This is a genomic window from Tepidimonas sp., from assembly GCF_046292505.1.
In the GTDB taxonomy this organism is placed as follows: Bacteria; Pseudomonadota; Gammaproteobacteria; order Burkholderiales; family Burkholderiaceae_C; genus Tepidimonas.
Genome location: NZ_JBKBQX010000005.1, coordinates 94,380 through 114,203, shown reverse-complemented (window position 1 = coordinate 114,203; position 19,824 = coordinate 94,380). Strand labels below are relative to the sequence as shown.

Genomic DNA, 19,824 nt, shown 5'->3' with positions numbered 1-19,824 from the left:
AGGGAAAGACCGCATGCTGCCGAGCCGACTCGACTCCTCGCTCGCCTACGACATCGCCCGCGCGATGATCGATGGCTTCAACCGCCACTACCGGCTCTTTCGCACCGAGTCGGCGCGCGCCAAGCACCGCTTCGAGACCGCGGACTGGGTCGGCCAGCAACGGGCACAGCGCGAGCGCATCGAGTTTTACGACCTGCGCGTCAAGGAGTGCGTCACGCGCCTGGAGCGGGAGTTCCACGCCTCGCAGCAGCCGATGGAGGTGTGGCAGCAGGTCAAGCTGCTCTACATCGGCATGCTGGTCGACCACCGCCAGCCGGAGCTGGCCGAAACCTTCTTCAACTCGGTCACGACCAAGATCCTGCACCGCAGCTATTTCCAGAACGACTTCATCTTCGTGCGGCCGGCCATCAGCACCGAGTACATCGAGCCGGAGGACCCCAAATCGCACACCACCTACCGCTGCTACTACCCCAAGTCGATCGACGAGCTGCCCGCGACCCTGACCCGCTTGATCGAGGACTTTGGCCTGCGCGTCCCGTTCGAGGACCTCTCCCGCGACGTGGCCGACGTGCTGGCGGCGCTGCTGCCGCTGTTCGATCATGGTCGCCTGCGGGCCAATTTCCAGATCCAGGTACTGGACAGCCTGTTCTACCGCAACAAAGGGGCGTACGCGGTGGGCAAGCTGATCAACGGCTTTCAGGAGGTGCCGTTCGCCCTGCCCATCCTGCACGGGGGCACCGGGCGGCTCGTTATTGACGCGCTGCTGCACGGCGAGGACGACCTGCTGATGATCTTCAGCTTCGCGCGGGCGTACTTCATGGTGGACATGGAGGTACCCAGCGCCTATGTGCAGTTCCTGCGCAGCATGATGCCGCGCAAGCCCCGCGCGGAGTTCTACAACGCGCTGGGTCTGGCCAAGCAGGGCAAAACGCTGTTCTACCGCGACTTTCTCTACCACCTGCGGCACAGCACCGACCAGTTCCGCATCGCCCCCGGCATCAAGGGCATGGTCATGCTGGTGTTCGACCTGCCGAGCTTTCCGTTCGTGTTCAAGGTCATCAAGGACCACTTTCCGCCGCAAAAGGACACGACGCGCGAGCAGATCCGCGGCAAATACCAGCTCGTCAAGCAGCATGACCGCGTCGGTCGCATGGCCGATACGCTGGAGTTCAGCGGTGTGGGCTTCCCCCGCGAGCGGTTCACCGACGAGCTGATCGAGGAAATCCAGAAGTTCGCGCCCAGTCAGATCGAAATCGGCGACCGCAACGGCGACGGCAATATCGAGGTCTTCCTCAAGCACGTCTATATCGAGCGGCGCATGATCCCGCTCAACATCTACCTGCAGGAGTGCTTCGACACCTTGAGCAAGGACCCGGGCAATGCGACGGCCCGCCAGCAGCTCGAGCATGCCGTCATCGAGTACGGCAACGCGATCAAGGACCTGGTGGCGGCCAACATCTTCCCCGGCGACATGCTGTGGAAGAACTTTGGCATCACGCGCCACGGCAAGGTGGTGTTCTACGACTACGACGAGATCGAGTACATCACCGACTGCAACTTCCGCCGCGTGCCGCCGCCGCGCGACGAGGACGACGAGATGAGCGGCGAGGTCTGGTATTCGGTGGGGCCGCACGACGTCTTCCCCGAGACCTTTGGCCCCTTCCTGCTGGGCAACCCGCTGGTGCGCGACATTTTCATGCGCCACCACGGCGACCTGCTGGATGTGGCCTTCTGGCAGGGCCACAAGGAGCGCATCCTGGCCGGCCACGTCCACGACGTCTTCCCCTACGAGCGCGAGCGGCGTTTCTGCGCACAGCGCGCCGTGCCCCTTTCCCCCACGGCCGAGGCCGCGAATGCGCCGGCCGCCACCACCACCCCCCATTCGACAGGAGTCACAGCATGAGCCAAGCCGATCCGATCGTCATCGTCGGTGCCGCGCGCACCCCCATGGGCAGCTTCCAGGGCGACTTTTCCGCGCTGGCCGCACACGACCTGGGTGCGGCCGCCATCCGCGCCGCCGTGGAGCGCGCGGGCATCCAGCCCGATGCGGTGGACGAGGTGTTGATGGGCAACTGCCTGATGGCCGGCCAGGGGCAGGCCCCGGCGCGGCAGGCGGCGCTCAAGGCCGGCCTGCCCAAGAGCGCGGGCGCCGTGACGCTGTCCAAGATGTGCGGCTCGGGCATGCGCGCGGCAATGTTTGCCCACGACATGCTGGCGGCGGGCACGGCGGACGTCATGGTCGCCGGCGGTATGGAAAGCATGACCAACGCGCCGTACCTGCTGCTCAAAGGCCGCGGCGGCTACCGCATGGGGCACGACCGCGTCTTCGACCACATGATGCTCGACGGCCTGGAGGATGCCTACGAGCCCGGCCGCAGCATGGGCACCTTCGGTGAGGACTGCGCCGCCAAGTACCAGTTCACCCGCGAGCAGCAGGATGCGTTTGCCACCGCCTCGGTGACGCGCGCCCAGAAAGCCGTGGCCGACGGCAGCTTCGCGGCCGAGATCACCCCCGTCACCGTCAAGGAGCGCGCCGGAGAGCGGGTCGTGGCCAGCGACGAGGGCCCGGGCAAGATCAAACTCGACAAAATCCCGCAACTCAAGCCCGCGTTCAAGAAGGACGGCACCATCACGGCGGCGTCCAGCTCCTCGATCAACGACGGCGCGGCGGCCCTGGTGCTGATGCGCGCCTCCACCGCCGAGCGGCTCGGCTGCACGCCGCTGGCGCGCATCGTCGGCCACGCCACCCACGCGCAGGAGCCCAACTGGTTCACCACCGCGCCGGTGGGTGCCACGCGCAAGCTGCTCGCCAAGACCGGCTGGCAGGTGGCCGATGTGCAATTGTGGGAGGTCAACGAGGCGTTTGCCGTGGTGCCGATGGCGCTGATGGCCGAGCTGGGCGTCTCTCACGACATCGTCAACGTGCACGGCGGGGCCTGCGCGCTGGGGCACCCGATCGGCGCCAGCGGCGCGCGCATCATGGTGACGCTGATGTATGCGTTGAAGGCCCGCGGCCTCAAGCGCGGCGTGGCGACGCTGTGCATCGGTGGCGGCGAAGGCACCGCGATCGCGCTGGAGATGCTCTGATGCGCGCGGCGGCGCGGCGCCGAGGCTCAGCCCAGCAGGGCCGACAGCGGGCCGCGCCAGCCGATGCTGGTCAGTTCCGCTTCGGCCTGCACCCCCTCGACGACGTGGTGCTCGAAGCGCCCCTCGGCGTTGCGGCGGAACACCTCCAGCCGCAGGCGCGCGGGGTCGAGCAGCGCGTACTCGCGCACGCTGGGCAGGCGCTGCAGGCTAAGGAACTTCTCCCCGCGGTCGTAGGCTGCCGTCGAGGGCGACAGCACCTCCAGCACCAGGACGGGTGCGCGCAGCGCCGTGGCGTCCGGGTCGTCCAGATCCTGCGGGTCGCAGGTGACGACCACATCGGGGTAGAACCAGTGCTGCGCCGCGTCCACCGCCACCCGCACGTCGCTGACGAACACCTGGCAAGGCGTATCCTGCAGATGCCGCTGCAGCGTCATCGCCGTGGCCAGCGTGGCGCGGTTGTGTCGCAGCGAGCCGCCCGTCATCGCATACACCTCGCCGCGCCAGAAATCGTGACGCACCGTCTGCGTACTTTCCCAACGCAGGTATTCCTCGAGGCTCTGGCGGGCGGAGGCGGCTCGACCCATGGGGGCTCCTTCGGGCGGGGGACGGATAGAAAGCCTATCGTAGTGGATCGGCAAGGCGGGTGCCAGCCCACGGCACCGCTGCCGACGATGGCCCCCTTGCGCATCCGCCCGCAGGGATAGGCCTTTGATCGAGACGAGGACATCCAACGATGCTGTTGACCGACGACCAACACATGATTCGCGACGCGGTGCGCGCCTATGCCCGCGAGCAGCTTTGGCCCCATGCCGCGCGCTGGGATCTGGAGCACACCTTCCCGCGCGAGGCGCACCGCGGGCTGGCGGAGCTGGGCTGCTACGGCGTGTGCGTGCCGGCGGAATACGGCGGCGCGGGCTTGGATTACCTGAGCCTGGCGCTGGTGCTGGAGGAGATCGCCGCCGGCGACGGCGGCACCAGCACCGCCATCAGCGTCAACAACTGCCCGGTGTGCGCGATCCTGCTGCGCTACGGCAGCGAGGCGCAGAAGCGCCGCTGGCTCACGCCGCTGGCGCGCGGCGAGATGCTGGGGGCGTTTTGCCTGACCGAGCCGCACGCGGGTTCGGACGCCGCGGCGCTGCGCACCACCGCGCGGCGCGACGGCGATGGCTACGTGCTCGACGGCGTCAAGCAGTTCATCACCAGCGGCAAGAACGGGCAGGTCGCCATCGTCATCGCCGTCACCGACAAGGCCGCCGGCAAGCGCGGCATGAGCGCCTTCCTGGTGCCAACCGACACGCCCGGCTACATCGTCGAGCGGCTGGAGGACAAGGTCGGCCAGCACTCCAGCGACACCGCGCAGATCCGCTTCGACGGCTGCCGCATCCCGGCGGACAACCGCATCGGCGAGGAGGGCGAGGGCTACCGGATCGCGCTGTCGGCGCTGGAAGGCGGGCGCATCGGCATCGCCGCGCAGAGCGTCGGCATGGCGCGCAGCGCGCTGGAGGTGGCGATCGACTACGCCAAGCAGCGCGAGAGCTTCGGCAAGCCGATCTTCGAGCACCAGGCGGTGGGCTTTCGCCTGGCCGAGGCGGCGGCGCGGCTGGAGGCGGCGCGCCAGCTCACCTGGCACGCCGCGGCGCTGCGCGACGCCGGCCAGCCGTGCCTGAAGGAAGCGGCGATGGCCAAGCTGATCGCGAGCGAAACAGCCGAGTGGGTCTGCTCGGTGGCGATCCAGACGCTGGGCGGCTACGGCTACGTGCGCGATTTCCCCGTCGAGCGCATCTGGCGCGACGTGCGCGTGTGCCAGATCTACGAGGGCACCAGCGACGTGCAGAAGATCCTGATCCAGCGCGCGCTCTGACGCGCGCAGGGCAGGGTGGGGGCCAACGCCGCTGCCTCGACGAAGGCGGCCGGCGCGGCCAAGGCGCGGCGTATGATAGGCGCGCCATGAACATCATCATCTTCGGCGCCGGACGCGTGGGCGAAAGCGTCGCCGAGAGCCTGGTGTCCGAGCAGAACGACATCACGGTGATCGACCAGGATCCGGCGCGCGTGCGCGCGCTGGAGGAGCGGCTCGACCTGCGCGGCGTGGTCGGCAACGGCATCCAACCCTCGGTGCTGGCCGAGGCGGGCGCCAAGGATGCGGACATGGTGATTGCCTGCGCCGCGTTGGACGAGTCCAACCTGGTGGTGTGCAAGGTGGCCCACGATGTCTTCCAGGTGCCGACGACCATCGCCCGGCTGCGCTCGCCGGAGTTCGAGGAGGGCAGCCCCCTGCTGGACAAGGCCGGCTTCGCGGTGGACCATGTGATTTGCCCCGAAGAGTCGGTGATGCGCTACATCCACCAGCTCATCGACTACCCCGAGGCACTGCAAGTGCTGGAGTTTGCCGAGGGGCGCGTGTGCCTGATCGTCGTGCGCGCGGCGGCCGGTGGCGCGCTGGTGGGCCACACGATCGGGGAGTTTCGCGACCGTTTTCCGCGGGCCGAGATGCGCGTGGTCGCCCTCTACCGGTTGGACGCCGAGGTGGAAGCCACCGCGCAGACCCGCATCTTGCCCGGGGACGAGGTGTTCGTTCTGGCCGCCAGTGACCAGATCCGCTGGGTGCTGGCGGCCATCCACAACATCGACCAGCCGGTGCAGCGGGTGATGATCGCCGGTGGGGGCAAGGTCGGGCTGCGGCTGGCCCGCTCCCTGGTTGGGCAGTGCGAGGTCAAAATCATCGAAAGCAATCCCCGGCGTTGCGAGTATCTGGCCAGCCAACTGCCCTCCAGCACGCTGGTGTTGCAGGGCGACAGCGTGGACGAAGCGCTGCTGGAGGAGGAAAACGTCGCCGACATGGACCTCTTCCTCGCGCTGACCAACGACGACGAGGACAACATCATGTCGGCCATGCTGGCCAAGCGCCTGGGCGCGCGCCGGGTGATGGCCCTGATCAACCGCCGCGCCTACGCCGAGATGATGCAGGGCAGCGCGATCGACATCGCGGTGTCGCCCGCGCAGACGGTGATTGGCGAGTTGCTGGCGCATGTGCGCCGCGGCGACGTGGTGGCGGTGCACAGCCTGCGCCGCGGCGCCGCCGAGGCGCTGGAGGGCGTGGCGCGCGGCGATGTCAAAACCTCGCGGCTGGTTGGCCGGCGGGTGGAGGAAATCCGCCTGCCCAAGGGCGCGCGCATCGGTGCCATCGTGCGCGGCGAGGGGCGCGACGCCGAGGTGCTCATGCCGCACCACGACACACTGATCCGTGCCGACGACCACATCGTCATCTTCATCCCCCACAAGCGCCTGGTGCGCGAGGTGGAAAAGCTGTTCCAGGTCGGGGCGACCTTCTTCGGTTGACGCCCGCGGCCCGAACCCGTCATCCGCACGCATGCAATCCCTCGGCCCTGCGCTCTACGTTTTTTCGCATGTGCTGATGGCCTTTTCCGTGGCCTTTGGGGTGCCGATGGCGTGGGCCTGGTTCCACGACGACCTGACGCACGAATTGCAGTGGGCGGCGTGCGCGGGGCTGACCCTGGCCAGCGGCGCGGTACTGTGGTTGATCACGCGCTCGCGCCGGCGCGAGCTGTTGCCGCGCGACGGCTTTTTGCTGGTCAATCTGGTGTGGCTGGTGCTGCCGGCGTACTCGGCCATGCCGCTGATGTTGATGGTGCCCGGCATCACCTGGCACCACGCCTACTTCGAGGCCATGAGCGCGCTGACCGCCACCGGCGCCACGGCGCTGTCCGGGCTGGAGCGCTTGCCGGTGTCGATCAACATTTGGCGCTGCTTTTTGCAGTATGTGGGCGGCTTGGGGGTCATGCTGCTGGTGGTGGCGGTGCTGCCCATGCTGGGCTTGGGGGGCATGCAGCTCTACAAGGCCGAGACGCCCGGTCCCATGAAAGATGCTCGCCTGACCCCCCGCATCGCCGAGACCGCGCGCGGGCTGTGGGGGGTGTACTTCGGTTTTTCGGTGCTGTGCCTGCTGGCCTACCGCTGGGCGGGCATGGGCTGGGCCGACGCCTTCATGCACATGTGCTCGACCATGGGGTTGGCGGGGTTTTCGTCCTACGACGCCAGCATCGGCCACTTCCAGTCCGCCGCGGTGGAGTGGGTGGCCGTGGTGTTCATGGCGTTGGCGGGCATCAGCTTTTTGCGCTACTTCATGGTGCTGCGCGGTCTGACGCTGCGGCCGCTGTGGAACGACCGCGAAATCCGCACCTATGCCATCGTGCTGGCCGCCTCCATCGCGCTGGTGACGCTGATGCTGCTGGCCGAAGGGGTGTATGCCGACGCGCCCACGGCCGTGCGTCAGGCGGCCTTCCATGTGCTGTCGCTGGCCACGACGACCGGATACGCCACGACGGACTACCTGCAGTGGCCGGTGTTCATTCCGGTGTTCCTGCTGTTTTTGGGGACCTTCGTGTCGTGCGCCGGGTCCACCGGCGGCGGGATCAAGATGGTGCGCATGGTGCTGCTCGTCAAGCAGGCGCGGCGCGAGCTGGTGCGCATCATCCACCCGCATGTGGTCAACCCGGTCACGCTGGGCGGGCAGGCCGTGCCGTCGCAGGTGATGGCGGCGGTGCTGGGCTTCATGCTCATCTACGGCGCCGCAACCATGGGGTTGACGTTTTTGCTGCTGCTGTCGGGGTTGGATCTGGTGACGGCCTTCTCGGCGGTGGTGGCGACGGTCAACAACATCGGCCCCGGCCTGGGCGAGGTGGGCCCCGCGGGCAACTACGGTGGGCTGACGCCGTTTCAGCTTTGGGTGTTGAGCTTTGCGATGCTGCTCGGGCGGCTGGAGCTGCTGAGCGTGCTGGTGCTGTTTACGCGGGCGTTTTGGCGGCGCTAGTGCGGCAGACGGCGCTTTTCTGTCCAGCGATTTGCGCAATGCCTGCCCGAAAAACGCCCGTTCGAACGTGGCGTTGTTTTATTACAACAAAATCCTGGGTGGGAATGAGGTTTCCCCGGTTTCTTTTCGCAGGAGGGGCTCATAGTTTCTGTTCATTTTTTCGATCAAAAATTTTGATAAAAAGATGACGGCCTCTTCCCGCTACCCCCCCAGCGTCTCCGAAGACCTGTGGTTGCAGCTCACCGGTGCCGGGCGATGGTGGTGGCACACACCCACCGACTGCGATTGGGTGGATCCGATCTATCGGCAGATGGTTGGGTGGCCCAGCGAGTCGAATGGGCTGCAGGCCCACGCCACCGACCGGTGGCGGCGCGCCATACACCCCGACGATTGGGCGGAGGTGCAGGCCGCGATGGATCGGTTCCTCCAAAGCCGGGGTGTCGAGGCGTACGAAGCCATCTATCGGTTTCGGGTCGGCGACCACTGGCGCTGGTTCCTCAGCCGGGGTCGCGCGGTGGCGTGGCGGCCCGGCGGGGACGTCGAATGGGTGGCCGGCATTTGCTTGGACATCCAAAAGACCATGCAAGCAACGCTCGGGCTGGAGCGGGATGAGCGCTGGCTGGACGCCTTCGATCGGTTGTCCACGGGGTTTCGGTTCATTATCTCCTACAGCCCCGACGGCGCACTGGCGAAAGTCGAGTTCGCCTCACCGTCCATCGAACGGCTGTATGGCATTACCGTGGCGGAGTTGCATCGGGACATCGATGCCATCCGACGCCGCATCGTGGCGGAAGACCGGGAAACCGTCAAAGCAGCGATTGCCCGAGCGATCGCCGACCGCGCCAGCGCTTGCGAGCTGCACTATCGCCTGCAGACGTCGTCGCCGGATCAGTCGGTTCGCCACATTCGAGTCATGGCGACCATCGAATACGCACCGGATGGTCGATCCATATGGTACGGCGTTGCCATCGACGTCACCCAAGAAAACGAACTGCGCGAAGGGCTGCAGCACAAAATCCAGCAGTTGCAGTCCACGCTGCGGCTACTGCCGGACCTGTGGTTCGAATTGGACGCCCAAGGCGTCTACCGGGCGGTCCATGCCAACGACGAGGCTTTGCTCCTTCGCCCGCCTGAAGAACTGATTGGCCGCCACATCTCGGCGGTGCTGCCCCCCGACGTCTACCAGCGGGTATCGGATGCGATGTTTGTGGCGCAAACCACGGGACGCGCACAAAAATTCCGTTACCCGCAGGATCTTCCGGATGGCATGCACCATTTTGAGGCAAGCATCTCGTTCCGCGACCGTGACGATGGGCAGGGAGTTTTTACCGTCTTGGTGCGTGACCAGACGGAGATCGTGCGCATTTACGAGGCGCGGGAGGAAGCGCTGCTGCGCGATGGCTTGACCGGGTTGTGGAACCGGGCCGGCTTCATGGATGGCGCCCTCACCCGCTACTGTGAGCGGTCCGCTGGGGCACCGCAGTCCACGTCGTTGATGCTCCTGGTGGACGTCGATGGCTTGCGCGAAATCAATCACACCCTGGGCCACGACGCCGGCGACCGTGTGCTGCGCGCCGTGGCGGAGCGACTGCCGACCTTGAGCCCCTGCCTGTTGGCCGCCCGCCTGGGTGGGGACGAGTTGGTCGCCCTGGTCGAATTGTCCGGCCCGTGGACCGATGAGCAATGCGCCGACTGGGTGCGCCAAGCCTGGTCCACCTTGTCGGCCCCCCTAAAACTGGGGGATTTGGACTTTCGGCCTTCGCTCAGTGTGGGTTGGACCACCGTGTCCCACATTCAAGAGCATCCCACCGTCGCCTTTCAGGAGGCCCTGGCCCAGGTCGAAGAAGGCTTGTTTGCAGCCAAACGTTCAGGGCGCGGTCGCATCGAGCGGTTCGACGCCGAACGCTTTGCCCATGCGCGGCGCCGCCACGAGCTGGCTCAGGCTTTGACGGGGGCGTTGACCAATCGGGAGTTGTGGCTGGCCATGCAGCCCATCGTGCTGGCTGACTGTCCCAACGCGCTCGCTGCCGAGGCGTTGTTGCGCTGGCGATCCCCCAAGTTCGGGGAGGTGTCCCCGCTGCAGTTCATCCCGCTGGCCGAACGCTCGCGCGCCATTGTGGCCATCGGCGAGTGGGTGTTGACGCAAGCCTGCCAGTGGGCCGCAGCGCGCCCCCAGGTGAGTCATGTGTCCGTCAACATCAGTCCCTACCAGTTTGCCCAGGCGGACTTTGTGGAGACGGTCGAGCGCGCTTTGCAAACCAGCGGGCTGCCGGCAAATCGGTTGTGTCTTGAGATTACGGAAAGCCTGTTGGCCGATGACTTGACCGATGTGGCGCGCAAGATGCATCAACTGGAAGCTTTGGGGGTGCGGTTTGCGCTGGATGACTTTGGAACCGGGTACTCCAATCTGCTGCAACTGCGCTCCTTGCCCCTCCACGCGCTCAAGCTGGACCGCACGTACATCCGTGACGTGCTGACCGACCCCGACGACGCCTGCATCGTAGAAGCCGTGTTGGAGCTGGCACACCGATTGCAGATTACGGTCGTGGCCGAAGGGGTGGAAACGCGCGAGCAGTCGGAATGGCTGCTGCAGCGGCGCTGCGATGCCCTGCAGGGCTATCTCTACGGCAAGCCGATGCCGGCACAACAGTGGCCTTTGCAAGGCCTGCCGCCGTGACGGTACCTAGGGTTGGCCGTGTTTTCGGTCACCAAGGCCACGCAGCAAAACGTCGCGTTGGTCGAGGAAGCGACCGCCGCGGCGCAGGCGGCGGTGCAGAAGCTACTCGGGCAGATGACGGGTTAGCCGGGTGCCGCTACCCGCGGCCCATCACGCCGCCCGCCACGGCGTAAACGCCCACCAGCGCCCACACCGGCACGCGGCCGCTGCGCAGCAGCACCAGGGCCGCTGCGGCGGCCACGGCCGTCGCGGCCCCATCGATGGCGGCGTGGGCCGCGTGGCCAAGGGTGGCGGCCAGCAGCCCGACCACGCCCGCATGCACGCCGTCCAGCATGGGCCGCAGGCGCGGCGTCAAGGCGGTGCCCACATAGCTGGAGATGGTCAGCATGGGCCCGGGCATGGCTTGTACCGCGCCGTAGCCGGCCAAAAAGGCCTCCGCACGGATCCAACCGGGACCGACCACCTCCGCCTGGATCAGCGGCAGCACCACATGCCCGCCGCCGAAGATGAGCGCCCCGATGCGGTAGAACGCGTCGGCGATGGGCCACCAGCCCCCGGGGGCCCACTGCGCCAGCATGGGCAGGACGGCCAAGCCCGCACCGAACAGGCCCAACCAGACGGCGCCCGCCCGGCGCCCGATACCCACGGCCAAGGGGCTGGCAGGGGGAGCCCATCCCTGGCGGAAGGCCCACGCGCCCCAGCCGGCGCTGAGTGCGATCAGCACCGGCTGGGCCCAGGCGCCAGGCCACACCCAGGCGGCAAGGCCGACGGCCGCGGCCCAAGCCAGCCGCCGGCCGCTGGGGGCGTAGCTGCGTGCCATGCCCCAGACGGCATGGGCCACCACGGCGACGGCGGCCAGCATCAGGCCCTGCAGCAGACCCTGCGGCATGTGCGCGCCGGGGGTCGGGCCCGGGCAGCACCTGGCACAGCGCGACCAGATCACCGTAGGCCCGGGCATCCAGCCAGCCGCGGCGCTGCACGAATTCGCGCCGGAACACCTCCAGGTGCGCCACCGGTCCGCCAAAGCTGGTCAGGCCGAGTCTCAGGAAGATCAGCGCGATGGCAAGGCACTCGCGGGCAGAGCGGCGTCGCGACATGCGTGGATCATGCCCGAACGGCACGCCAACGCCAGGCGAGGCGGCTGGAGGGCCCGTCGCCGCTGGGTGGCGTGGCGTCGGTCTGGCGATCCCCGCCGACCCGGCGGCGAAATGCCGTCGGCGTCTGCCCGGTCCAGGCCTTGAATGCGCGCACGAAGCTCTTTTCGTTGTCGAAGCCCACGTGGGCGGCGATGCGCTTGATGGGCCAGTGCGTGCGCAGCAGGTGTTCGGCGGCGAGATCGCGGCGGACCTGGTCCTTGAGGGCCTGCACACTGGTGCCGGCTTCGTGCAACTGGCGCTGCAGGGTGCGCACCGAGACATGCAGTGCGTCGGCCAGGCGCTCGGTGCTGGCTGCGTCCGGGTGAGCGCGCAGCCAGGTGCGGGCCCGCTCGACCAGCAGGCGGTCGCGGCGGTCCGGGTGCACCATCAGCGCCACGGCGCGCTGCAGCATGGTGCGCATGGCGGCTTCGTCGCGGCGCAGGGGCTGATCCAGGTAGGCGGCATCGAAGCTGACCGACGTCTGCTCCGCATCGAAGCGCGTGCGCGCGCGGGGGAACAGCACGGCGTAGGCGTCGGCGTGAGGGGGCGCGGGGTAGGCGAAGGTGGCCTCGCGCAGCCCGATGCGCGAATCGATGAACCACGCCGACAGGCCCAGCGCGTTGCGCAGCAGCGAAACATGCGCAAATTCCCGCATCTGGGCGCGCCGGGCCGCATCGGCGACGTTTGCGCCCGGGGGGCGCTGTTCGATCAGGCGCAGTGTGGCGGTGTCGCCACTGCGCTCCAGCGCCCAGGTGACGTCGTCGGTCAGCAGCCGGTGGTGGCGGCACCAGCGGGCCAGCGCCAGCCCCAGGTGGGGCGCGGTCAGCGAGGCGCGCGCCAGCATCCCGTAGCTGCCCCAGGGCAGCCGGCGCGAGAACCAGCCCAGCGCCTCGTCGTCCAGCTCGCGCATGGCGTGCGTGCTCAGGCGCTCGAAGGGCAGGGCGGCGACCCGATCGGGCCACTGGCCTCGCCTGTCTGGCGTGATCTGCGCCTTCTCCAGCGCCCCGGACGGATCCATCCCACGCAACGCATAGGCCGTCATGATGCTTTGGACGAACGCGAACGGCGTGCGCGCGGGGGGCGGGTGGAGGCGGGTGGTCATGGCGGCAGCGGATGGGCGATTCCGTGGCGTATTTTGTGGTTTTTGTGGCGCCACGCGTGCCGGGCAGCGGGGTATTCTGCGCGCTCGGCGACGCGCCGGTTGGGGCGTCGCCGAAGCCAAGACCGCCTGCCCCCGAAGTGCCATGACCACACTCGACACCAAGCTCAACGCGCGATCCGCCGAGTTCCAGACCAATGCGGCCGCCATGCGTGCGCTGGTCGACGATCTGCACGCCCGCATCGCGCAGGTGGCGCAGGGCGGCGGCGAGGCCGCCCGCGCCAAGCACACCGCGCGCGGCAAGCTGCTGCCGCGCGAGCGGGTCGAAATGCTGCTCGACCCCGGCACGCCGTTTCTGGAGATCGCACCGCTGGCCGCGCTGGACATGTACCAGAACGACGCCCCGGCGGCCGGGCTGATCGCCGGCATCGGCCGCGTGGCCGGCATCGAGTGCGTGATCGTCTGCAACGACGCCACCGTCAAGGGCGGCACCTATTACCCGATGACGGTCAAGAAGCACCTGCGCGCGCAGGAGATTGCGCAGCAAAATGGGTTGCCCTGCATCTACCTGGTCGATTCGGGCGGGGCCAACCTGCCCAATCAGGACGAGGTGTTCCCGGACCGGGACCACTTCGGGCGCATCTTCTACAACCAGGCCAACATGAGCGCGCAGGGCATCGCGCAGATCGCGGTGGTGATGGGCTCGTGCACGGCGGGCGGGGCCTACGTGCCGGCGATGAGCGACGAGACCATCATCGTCAAGAACCAGGGCACGATCTTCCTCGGCGGCCCGCCGCTGGTGAAGGCGGCCACCGGCGAGGTGGTCAGCGCCGAGGACTTGGGTGGCGGCGACGTGCACACGCGCCTGTCCGGCGTGGCCGACCATCTGGCCGAAAACGACCTGCACGCGCTGGCGCTGGCGCGCGAGGCGGTGGCACGGCTCAACCGCCGCAAGGACTGGCCGGTGGCGCGCCGCGAACCGCGCGCGCCGCTGTACCCGGCCGAGGAGCTCTACGGCATCATCCCGACCGATGCGCGCAAGCCGTTCGACGTGCGCGAGATCATCGCGCGTCTGGTGGACGGCTCGGAGTTCCACGAGTTCAAGGCGCGCTACGGCACGACGCTGGTGACCGGCTTTGCGCACCTGGAGGGCATGCCGGTCGGCATCGTCGCCAACAACGGCATCCTGTTTGCCGAAAGCGCCGACAAGGGCGCGCACTTCATCGAGCTGTGCTGCCAGCGCAAGGTGCCGCTGGTGTTCCTGCAGAACATCACCGGCTTCATGGTCGGCCGCAAGTATGAGAACGCCGGCATCGCGCGCGCCGGCGCCAAGATGGTGACGGCGGTGGCCTGCGCGCAGGTGCCCAAGTTCACCGTCATCATCGGCGGCAGCTTCGGTGCCGGCAACTACGGCATGTGCGGCCGCGCCTACTCGCCGCGCTTCCTCTGGATGTGGCCCAACGCCCGCATCAGCGTGATGGGCGGCGAGCAGGCCGCGTCGGTGCTGGCCACCGTCAAGCGCGACGGCATCGAGGCCAAGGGCGGCACCTGGAGCGCCGAGGAGGAGGAGGCGTTCAAGGCGCCCATCCGCGCGCAGTACGAGCGTCAGGGTCACCCCTATTACGCCACCGCGCGGCTGTGGGACGACGGCGTCATCGACCCGGCCGACACGCGCCGCGTGCTGGCGCTGGGGCTGTCGGCGGCGCTCAATGCGCCGATTCCGGACACCCGCTTCGGCGTGTTCCGCATGTGAGCCGGGGGGGACCATGGGGAACCTGACCGTTGCCGTGACCGGCCACCGTGCCACCGTCACCCTCACGCGCGCCGAGCTGCGCAACGCCTTCAACGACGAGGTGATCGCCGAGCTGACGGCGGCGTTCGCTGAGCTTGGCGCGCGCGCCGACGTGCGCGCCATCGTGCTGGCCGCGGAGGGGACGGCGTTTTGCGCCGGGGCGGATCTGAACTGGATGCGCCGCATGGCCGACTACAGCCGCGAGGAGAACCTGGCCGATGCCGGCCGGCTGGCGGCGATGCTGCGCACGATCCACGAATGTCCCAAGCCCACGGTGGCCCGGGTGCAGGGCGATGTGTACGCCGGCGGCATGGGGCTGGTGGCGGCGTGTGACGTGGCGGTGGCGGTGGACACCGCGGGCTTTTGCCTCAGCGAGGTCAAGCTGGGGCTGATTCCCGCCACCATCGGGCCGTATGTGGTGCGCGCCATGGGTGCGCGCGCGGCGCACCGGTATTTCTTGACGGCCGAGCGCTTCGACGCGGCCGAGGCGCTGCGCATCGGCTTCGTGCACGAGGTGGTGCCGGCCGATGCGCTGGACGCCCGGGTGGACGCCATCGTGCACGCCCTGTGCAGCGCGGGCCCCGCGGCCGTGGCTGCCGCCAAGCGATTGGTGCGCGATGTGGCCGGGGCCCCGCTGGACGATGCCCTGGTGGCCCGCACCGTCGAGGCCATTGCCGACATCCGTGCCAGCGCCGAAGGGCGCGAGGGTGTCCAGTCCTTCCTGCACAAGCGCAAGCCCCAGTGGCTGGCGTGACGGAGCGACCCCATGTTCCACAAGATCCTGATTGCCAACCGCGGCGAGATCGCCTGCCGTGTGGCCGCCACGGCGCGCCGGCTCGGCATCCGCACCGTCGCCGTGTACTCCGAGGCCGATGCGCAGGCCCGTCACGTCGCCGCCTGTGATGAGGCGGTGTGCGTCGGCGGCCCTGCCCCCAAGGACAGCTATCTGCGCTGGGAGCGCATCATCGAGGCGGCGCGGGCCACCGGCGCCCAGGCCATCCACCCAGGCTACGGCTTTCTGAGCGAAAACGAAGGCTTTGCGCAAGCGTGCACGGACGCGGGGCTGGTGTTCATCGGCCCGCCGCCGTCGGCCATCGCCGCCATGGGCCTGAAGGCGGAGTCCAAACGCCTGATGGAAGCCGCTGGCGTGCCGCTGGTGCCGGGCTACCACGGCGCGGATCAGGACCCGCGCTTGCTCAAGGCCGAGGCCGACCGCATCGGCTACCCGGTGTTGATCAAGGCCAGCGCGGGCGGCGGTGGCAAGGGCATGCGGCTGGTGGAGGCGCCCGAGGCCTTCGACGAGGCCCTGGCCTCGTGCCAGCGCGAGGCGCTCAACAGCTTTGGCGACGCGGCGGTGCTCATCGAAAAATATGTGCAGCGCCCGCGCCACATCGAGATCCAGGTGTTTGCCGACGCGCATGGCAATGCGGTCTACCTGTTCGAGCGCGACTGCTCGGTGCAGCGCCGCCACCAGAAGGTGCTGGAAGAAGCCCCCGCCCCCGGCATGCCGCCGGAACTGCGCGAGCGCATGGGGCTGGCCGCCGTGGCGGCCGCGCGCGCGGTCGGCTATGTGGGCGCGGGGACCGTGGAGTTCATCGTCGAGCAGCCGCAAGGGTACGACCATCCCGAGGCGATGCGCTTTTACTTCATGGAGATGAACACCCGGCTGCAGGTCGAACACCCGGTCACCGAGGCCATCACCGGGTTGGATCTCGTCGAGTGGCAGTTGCGCGTGGCGGCGGGTGAGCCGCTGCCCCTGACCCAGCGCGACCTGCGCCTGCAGGGCCACGCGATCGAGGCACGCATTTGTGCCGAGAACCCGGACAACCAGTTTTTGCCTGCCACGGGCCGACTGAGCGTGTACCGCAAGCCGGCGTGCAGTGCCTTCGTCGTGTCGGATGTGCGCATCGACGACGGTGTGGGCGAGGGCGACACCATCAGCCCGCACTACGACTCCATGATCGCCAAGCTGATCGTGCGCGGCGACACGCGCGAGCAGGCGCTGGCGCGGCTGGACCAGGCGCTGGCGCAGTTGCACATCGTCGGCGTGGCCAACAACGTGGCGTTTTTGCGCCATGTGGTGCGTAGTCCATCGTTTGCGCAGGCGCGGCTGGACACGGCGCTCATCGCGCGCGAGGCCGCGGTGCTTTTTGGCCAGCAGCCGGTGCCGCTGACGGCGGCGGTGGCGATCGCGGTCGCCCACACCCTGGCCACCGAGGCGCAGGCCGCCCAGGATGCGCGCGCCGACGGGCACGACCCCTGGCGTGCGTGCGACGGCTTTGCCAGCCATGGCGAGCGCAGCCGGCGCTTTGCCTTCCAGTGGGGCGAGGACACCGTGCCGGCACGCCTGACCTGGCGCCGCGATGGCACCCGCTGGTTGGTGGTGGGCGAGGGCGAGGCCGCGACCGCCGGTACGTTGGCCTGGCGCGACGCGCCCGGGGGCGGCTGGGCCTTGGGGGTGTCGTTTGCCGGGGAGGACTGGCGCGCCACCGTCCATGCCCAGGGGGAACGGCTGCATCTGTTCACGCCGCAGGGGTCGGTCGCCATTGTCGAGGTGGATTTGCTGGCCCACGCCGGTGACGCGGCGGCCGAGGGCGGGCGTCTTACCGCGCCCATGCCGGGCAAGGTCGTCGCCTTCCTGGTGCGGGTTGGCGATGCGGTCCAGAAGGGGCAGCCGCTGGCCGTGCTGGAGGCGATGAAGATGGAACACACCATCGCCGCCCCGGCCGACGGCACCGTCGCCGAGCTGCTGTATGCGCCCGGCGATCAGGTGGCCGATGGGGCCGAGCTGCTGCGTCTGGCCAGCGCCTGACCCGGCGCTTGACCCAGCGCGACAGCGCGCCCCTGCCGACTGCGCTAGGCTTGCGGGCCATGCACCTGACGTTTTGCTGCACCGATACCAAGGCTGAGCCCTGGCTGGCCGGCCTGCGCGCCGCGCTGCCTGGCGCGACCGTCAGCGAGTGGACGCCGGAGGCGCCCCCGGCGGACTATGCGGTCGTCTGGGCGCCGCCGCAGCGCTTCATCGACGAGCAGCCGCGCCTGCGCGCCCTGTTCAACATTGGCGCCGGGGTCGATGCCCTGCTGCGCCTGCGCCTGCCCCCGGGGCTGCGCGTGGTACGGCTGGACGATGCCGGCATGGCGGTGCAGATGGCCGAATACGTTTGTCACGCGGTCATTCGCCAGTTCCGGGAGTTCGACGCCTATGAAGCGGCCCAGCGCGAAGAACGGTGGGCCTTTCGCAAGCCGCAACGGCGCGCCGACTGGACCGTCGGTGTGCTGGGCCTGGGCGTGCTGGGCACGCGCGTCGCGCAGGCGCTGCAGGGGTTCGAGTTTCCCGTCATCGGCTACAGCCGCAGCCCCAAGGCGCTGCCAGGGGTGCCCAGCTTTCATGGTGCGGACGGGCTGGCCCCGTTTCTGGCGCGCAGCCGTGTGCTGGTCAACCTGCTGCCGCTCACGCCCGAGACGCGCGGGCTGCTCAACCGCCAAACGCTGGCCCGGCTGCCGCGCGGGGCGTATCTGATCAACGTCGCTCGCGGTGCCCATCTGGTGGAGGACGACCTTCTTGTGCTGCTGGACAGCGGCCACCTTAGCGGCGCCGCACTGGACGTGTTCGCGACCGAGCCGATGCCCGCCGGGCATCCGTTTTGGCGGCATCCGCGCATCACCGTTACCCCCCACACGGCCGCGCGCACCCTGCGCGACGAAAGCATTGCCCAGATCGCTGGCAAGATCCTCGCACTGGAGCGTGGCGAGCCGATCCGCGGTGTCGTCGATCCGGCGCGCGGCTACTGAACGACCCAGGACCCTGCCATGAGTACCGCGAACTACCCCGCCCGTGTCCGCCTCATCGACGTCGGCCCGCGCGACGGCCTGCAAAACGAAAAGCAGCCCGTGCCCGCCGCGGTCAAGATCGAACTCGTGCACCGCCTGCAGGCCGCGGGCCTGCGGGAGATCGAAGTCACCAGCTATGTGTCACCCAAGTGGGTGCCGCAGATGGCCGACAACCACGCCGTCATGGCCGGCATCGCCCGCCAGCCGGGCGTGCGCTACTCGGTGCTCACGCCCAACCTCAAGGGCTTCGAGGCGGCGCAGGCCGACCGGCCGGACGAGATCGTGGTGTTCGGCGCCGCCAGCGAGGCGTTCAGCCAGAAGAACATCAACTGCAGCATTGCCGAGAGCATCGAGCGCTTTGCCCCGGTGGTGGAGGCGGCGCGCCAAGCCGGCATCGCCGTGCGCGGCGCCATGAGCTGCACCGTGGGCTGCCCGTACGAGGGCGACATCGCGCCCGAGCGCGTGGGCATGCTGGCAAAGCTGATGAAGGACATCGGGGTGCAGCGCGTGGACGTGGCCGACACCATCGGCGTGGGCACGCCGCTGAAGGTGCAGCGCGCCATCGAGGCGACGCTCGCGCACTACGACATCGACCACATCAGCGGCCATTTCCACGACACCTACGGCCAGGCGCTGGCCAACACGCTGGCGGCGCTGCAGATGGGGGTGTGGAACTTCCAGTCCTCGGTCGCGGGGCTGGGTGGCTGCCCTTATGCCAAGGGAGCGACCGGCAATGTCGCCACCGAGGACGTGGTCTATCTGCTGCACGGCCTGGGCATCGACACCGGCATCGATCTGGAGGCGCTGGCCGACACGGGCGCCTGGATCAGCGAACGGTTGGGACGCCCGACGGGGTCGCGCGTCGGGCGTGCGTTGTTGGCGAAGCGCGCTTGCGCAGCAGAGGGGTGCTGAGATGTGTGGCGCGCAGGTCAAGCCGCTGCCCGAGGGGGTGCGCCGCTGGCGCACGCCCGCCCCCCGGTGACGCTGATCGACGCCGGGCTGTTGCGCTTCGACGTCATCTGGGCCGCGGCGGGGCATCCGCACGCGGTGTTCCGGCTGACCCCGGCCGAACTGCGGGCATGGACCGGGACGCCCGTGGTCGATGTCACCACCCGCTAGCATGCACCCATGACCATGCCGATTCCAACCCGCCGGCGCCTGTCGCTGGCCGAGGCGCTGCGCCGCCAGCCGGCCGGTGCACCGGTGCCGTCGCCGTGCGTCGGCGTCTGTCGCATCGACGACGCCACGGGTCTGTGCGCCGGCTGCTGGCGCACGCTGGACGAGATCGCCGCTTGGGGCGGCAGCGACGATGCCACCCGCCGCCGCATCTGGCAGGCGGTGGAGGCGCGGCAGGCTGCCGCTGCGCGCTGA

Annotated in this window: 14 protein-coding genes and 3 pseudogenes; 14 read left to right on the top strand and 3 right to left on the bottom strand. The window is 68.8% G+C overall.

All coding sequences use genetic code 11. The features are described from left to right. Positions 1 to 13: 13 nt before the first annotated feature. Entirely contained in the window at positions 14 to 1,903 is a 1,890-nt protein-coding gene (gene aceK, locus ACK4TH_RS04315) for a bifunctional isocitrate dehydrogenase kinase/phosphatase (RefSeq protein WP_409623184.1), read from the top strand. Beyond that, positions 1,900 to 3,087, top strand: coding sequence for an acetyl-CoA C-acyltransferase (locus ACK4TH_RS04310; RefSeq protein WP_409623181.1), 1,188 nt, complete (start codon positions 1,900 to 1,902; stop codon positions 3,085 to 3,087). The genes aceK and ACK4TH_RS04310 overlap by 4 nt, the downstream gene beginning before the upstream one ends. 26 nt (positions 3,088 to 3,113) lie before the next feature. On the opposite strand, the gene ACK4TH_RS04305 is transcribed toward ACK4TH_RS04310, so the two are convergent. Further along, complete coding sequence (locus tag ACK4TH_RS04305) at positions 3,114 to 3,671, bottom strand: Uma2 family endonuclease (RefSeq protein ID WP_068606955.1); 558 nt, start codon at positions 3,669 to 3,671, stop codon at positions 3,114 to 3,116. Positions 3,672 to 3,820: 149 nt separating this feature from the next. Here ACK4TH_RS04305 and ACK4TH_RS04300 point away from each other — a divergent pair, with 149 nt between their 5' ends. The 5 genes and pseudogenes from ACK4TH_RS04300 (at position 3,821) to ACK4TH_RS04280 (ending at position 10,595) form a co-directional block, all read left to right on the top strand. After that, positions 3,821 to 4,948 carry an acyl-CoA dehydrogenase family protein gene (locus tag ACK4TH_RS04300; protein WP_409623177.1) on the top strand — a complete coding sequence of 376 codons (1,128 nt, stop codon included), beginning with the start codon at positions 3,821 to 3,823 and terminating at the stop codon, positions 4,946 to 4,948. Between the two features lie 86 nt (positions 4,949 to 5,034). Beyond that, the gene (gene trkA / locus ACK4TH_RS04295; protein WP_409623174.1) at positions 5,035 to 6,426 is read left to right on the top strand and encodes a Trk system potassium transporter TrkA; all 1,392 of its coding nucleotides are present in this window, start codon (positions 5,035 to 5,037) and stop codon (positions 6,424 to 6,426) included. A 31-nt stretch (positions 6,427 to 6,457) separates the two neighbouring features. Beyond that, positions 6,458 to 7,918 (top strand): TrkH family potassium uptake protein, encoded by a 1,461-nt coding sequence (locus ACK4TH_RS04290; protein ID WP_409623171.1) that lies wholly within the window; start codon positions 6,458 to 6,460, stop codon positions 7,916 to 7,918. Between the two features lie 184 nt (positions 7,919 to 8,102). Further along, positions 8,103 to 8,465, top strand: a pseudogene (locus ACK4TH_RS04285) (PAS domain-containing protein); the annotation flags it as partial. Between the two features lie 15 nt (positions 8,466 to 8,480). Further along, the gene (locus ACK4TH_RS04280) at positions 8,481 to 10,595 is read left to right on the top strand and encodes a putative bifunctional diguanylate cyclase/phosphodiesterase (protein WP_409623275.1); all 2,115 of its coding nucleotides are present in this window, start codon (positions 8,481 to 8,483) and stop codon (positions 10,593 to 10,595) included. Positions 10,596 to 10,731: 136 nt separating this feature from the next. Here ACK4TH_RS04280 and ACK4TH_RS04275 read toward each other — a convergent pair. Further along, positions 10,732 to 11,692, bottom strand: a pseudogene (locus ACK4TH_RS04275) (chromate transporter). Positions 11,693 to 11,699: 7 nt separating this feature from the next. Continuing rightward, entirely contained in the window at positions 11,700 to 12,833 is a 1,134-nt protein-coding gene (locus ACK4TH_RS04270) for an AraC family transcriptional regulator (protein ID WP_409623168.1), read from the bottom strand. A gap of 142 nt (positions 12,834 to 12,975) precedes the next feature. Between ACK4TH_RS04270 and ACK4TH_RS04265 the strand changes: the two genes are divergently transcribed. The 7 genes and pseudogenes from ACK4TH_RS04265 to ACK4TH_RS04235 all read left to right on the top strand — a co-directional run bounded on the left by ACK4TH_RS04265 (position 12,976) and on the right by ACK4TH_RS04235 (position 19,824). After that, a complete protein-coding gene (locus tag ACK4TH_RS04265; RefSeq protein WP_409623165.1) occupies positions 12,976 to 14,583 on the top strand; it encodes a carboxyl transferase domain-containing protein in 1,608 nt (535 codons plus the stop codon). Between the two features lie 13 nt (positions 14,584 to 14,596). Next, positions 14,597 to 15,376, top strand: coding sequence for an enoyl-CoA hydratase/isomerase family protein (locus tag ACK4TH_RS04260; protein ID WP_409623162.1), 780 nt, complete (start codon positions 14,597 to 14,599; stop codon positions 15,374 to 15,376). 12 nt (positions 15,377 to 15,388) lie between these two features. Beyond that, positions 15,389 to 17,434 carry an acetyl/propionyl/methylcrotonyl-CoA carboxylase subunit alpha gene (locus ACK4TH_RS04255; protein WP_409623159.1) on the top strand — a complete coding sequence of 682 codons (2,046 nt, stop codon included), beginning with the start codon at positions 15,389 to 15,391 and terminating at the stop codon, positions 17,432 to 17,434. A gap of 59 nt (positions 17,435 to 17,493) precedes the next feature. Beyond that, positions 17,494 to 18,414 carry a 2-hydroxyacid dehydrogenase gene (locus tag ACK4TH_RS04250; protein ID WP_409623156.1) on the top strand — a complete coding sequence of 307 codons (921 nt, stop codon included), beginning with the start codon at positions 17,494 to 17,496 and terminating at the stop codon, positions 18,412 to 18,414. A gap of 18 nt (positions 18,415 to 18,432) precedes the next feature. Continuing rightward, positions 18,433 to 19,365 carry a hydroxymethylglutaryl-CoA lyase gene (locus tag ACK4TH_RS04245; protein ID WP_409623153.1) on the top strand — a complete coding sequence of 311 codons (933 nt, stop codon included), beginning with the start codon at positions 18,433 to 18,435 and terminating at the stop codon, positions 19,363 to 19,365. Positions 19,366 to 19,398: 33 nt separating this feature from the next. After that, positions 19,399 to 19,572, top strand: a pseudogene (locus ACK4TH_RS04240) (YbaK/EbsC family protein); the annotation flags it as partial. A gap of 9 nt (positions 19,573 to 19,581) precedes the next feature. Beyond that, positions 19,582 to 19,824: a DUF1289 domain-containing protein gene (locus ACK4TH_RS04235; protein WP_409623150.1), complete on the top strand. Its 243-nt coding sequence runs from the start codon at positions 19,582 to 19,584 to the stop codon at positions 19,822 to 19,824.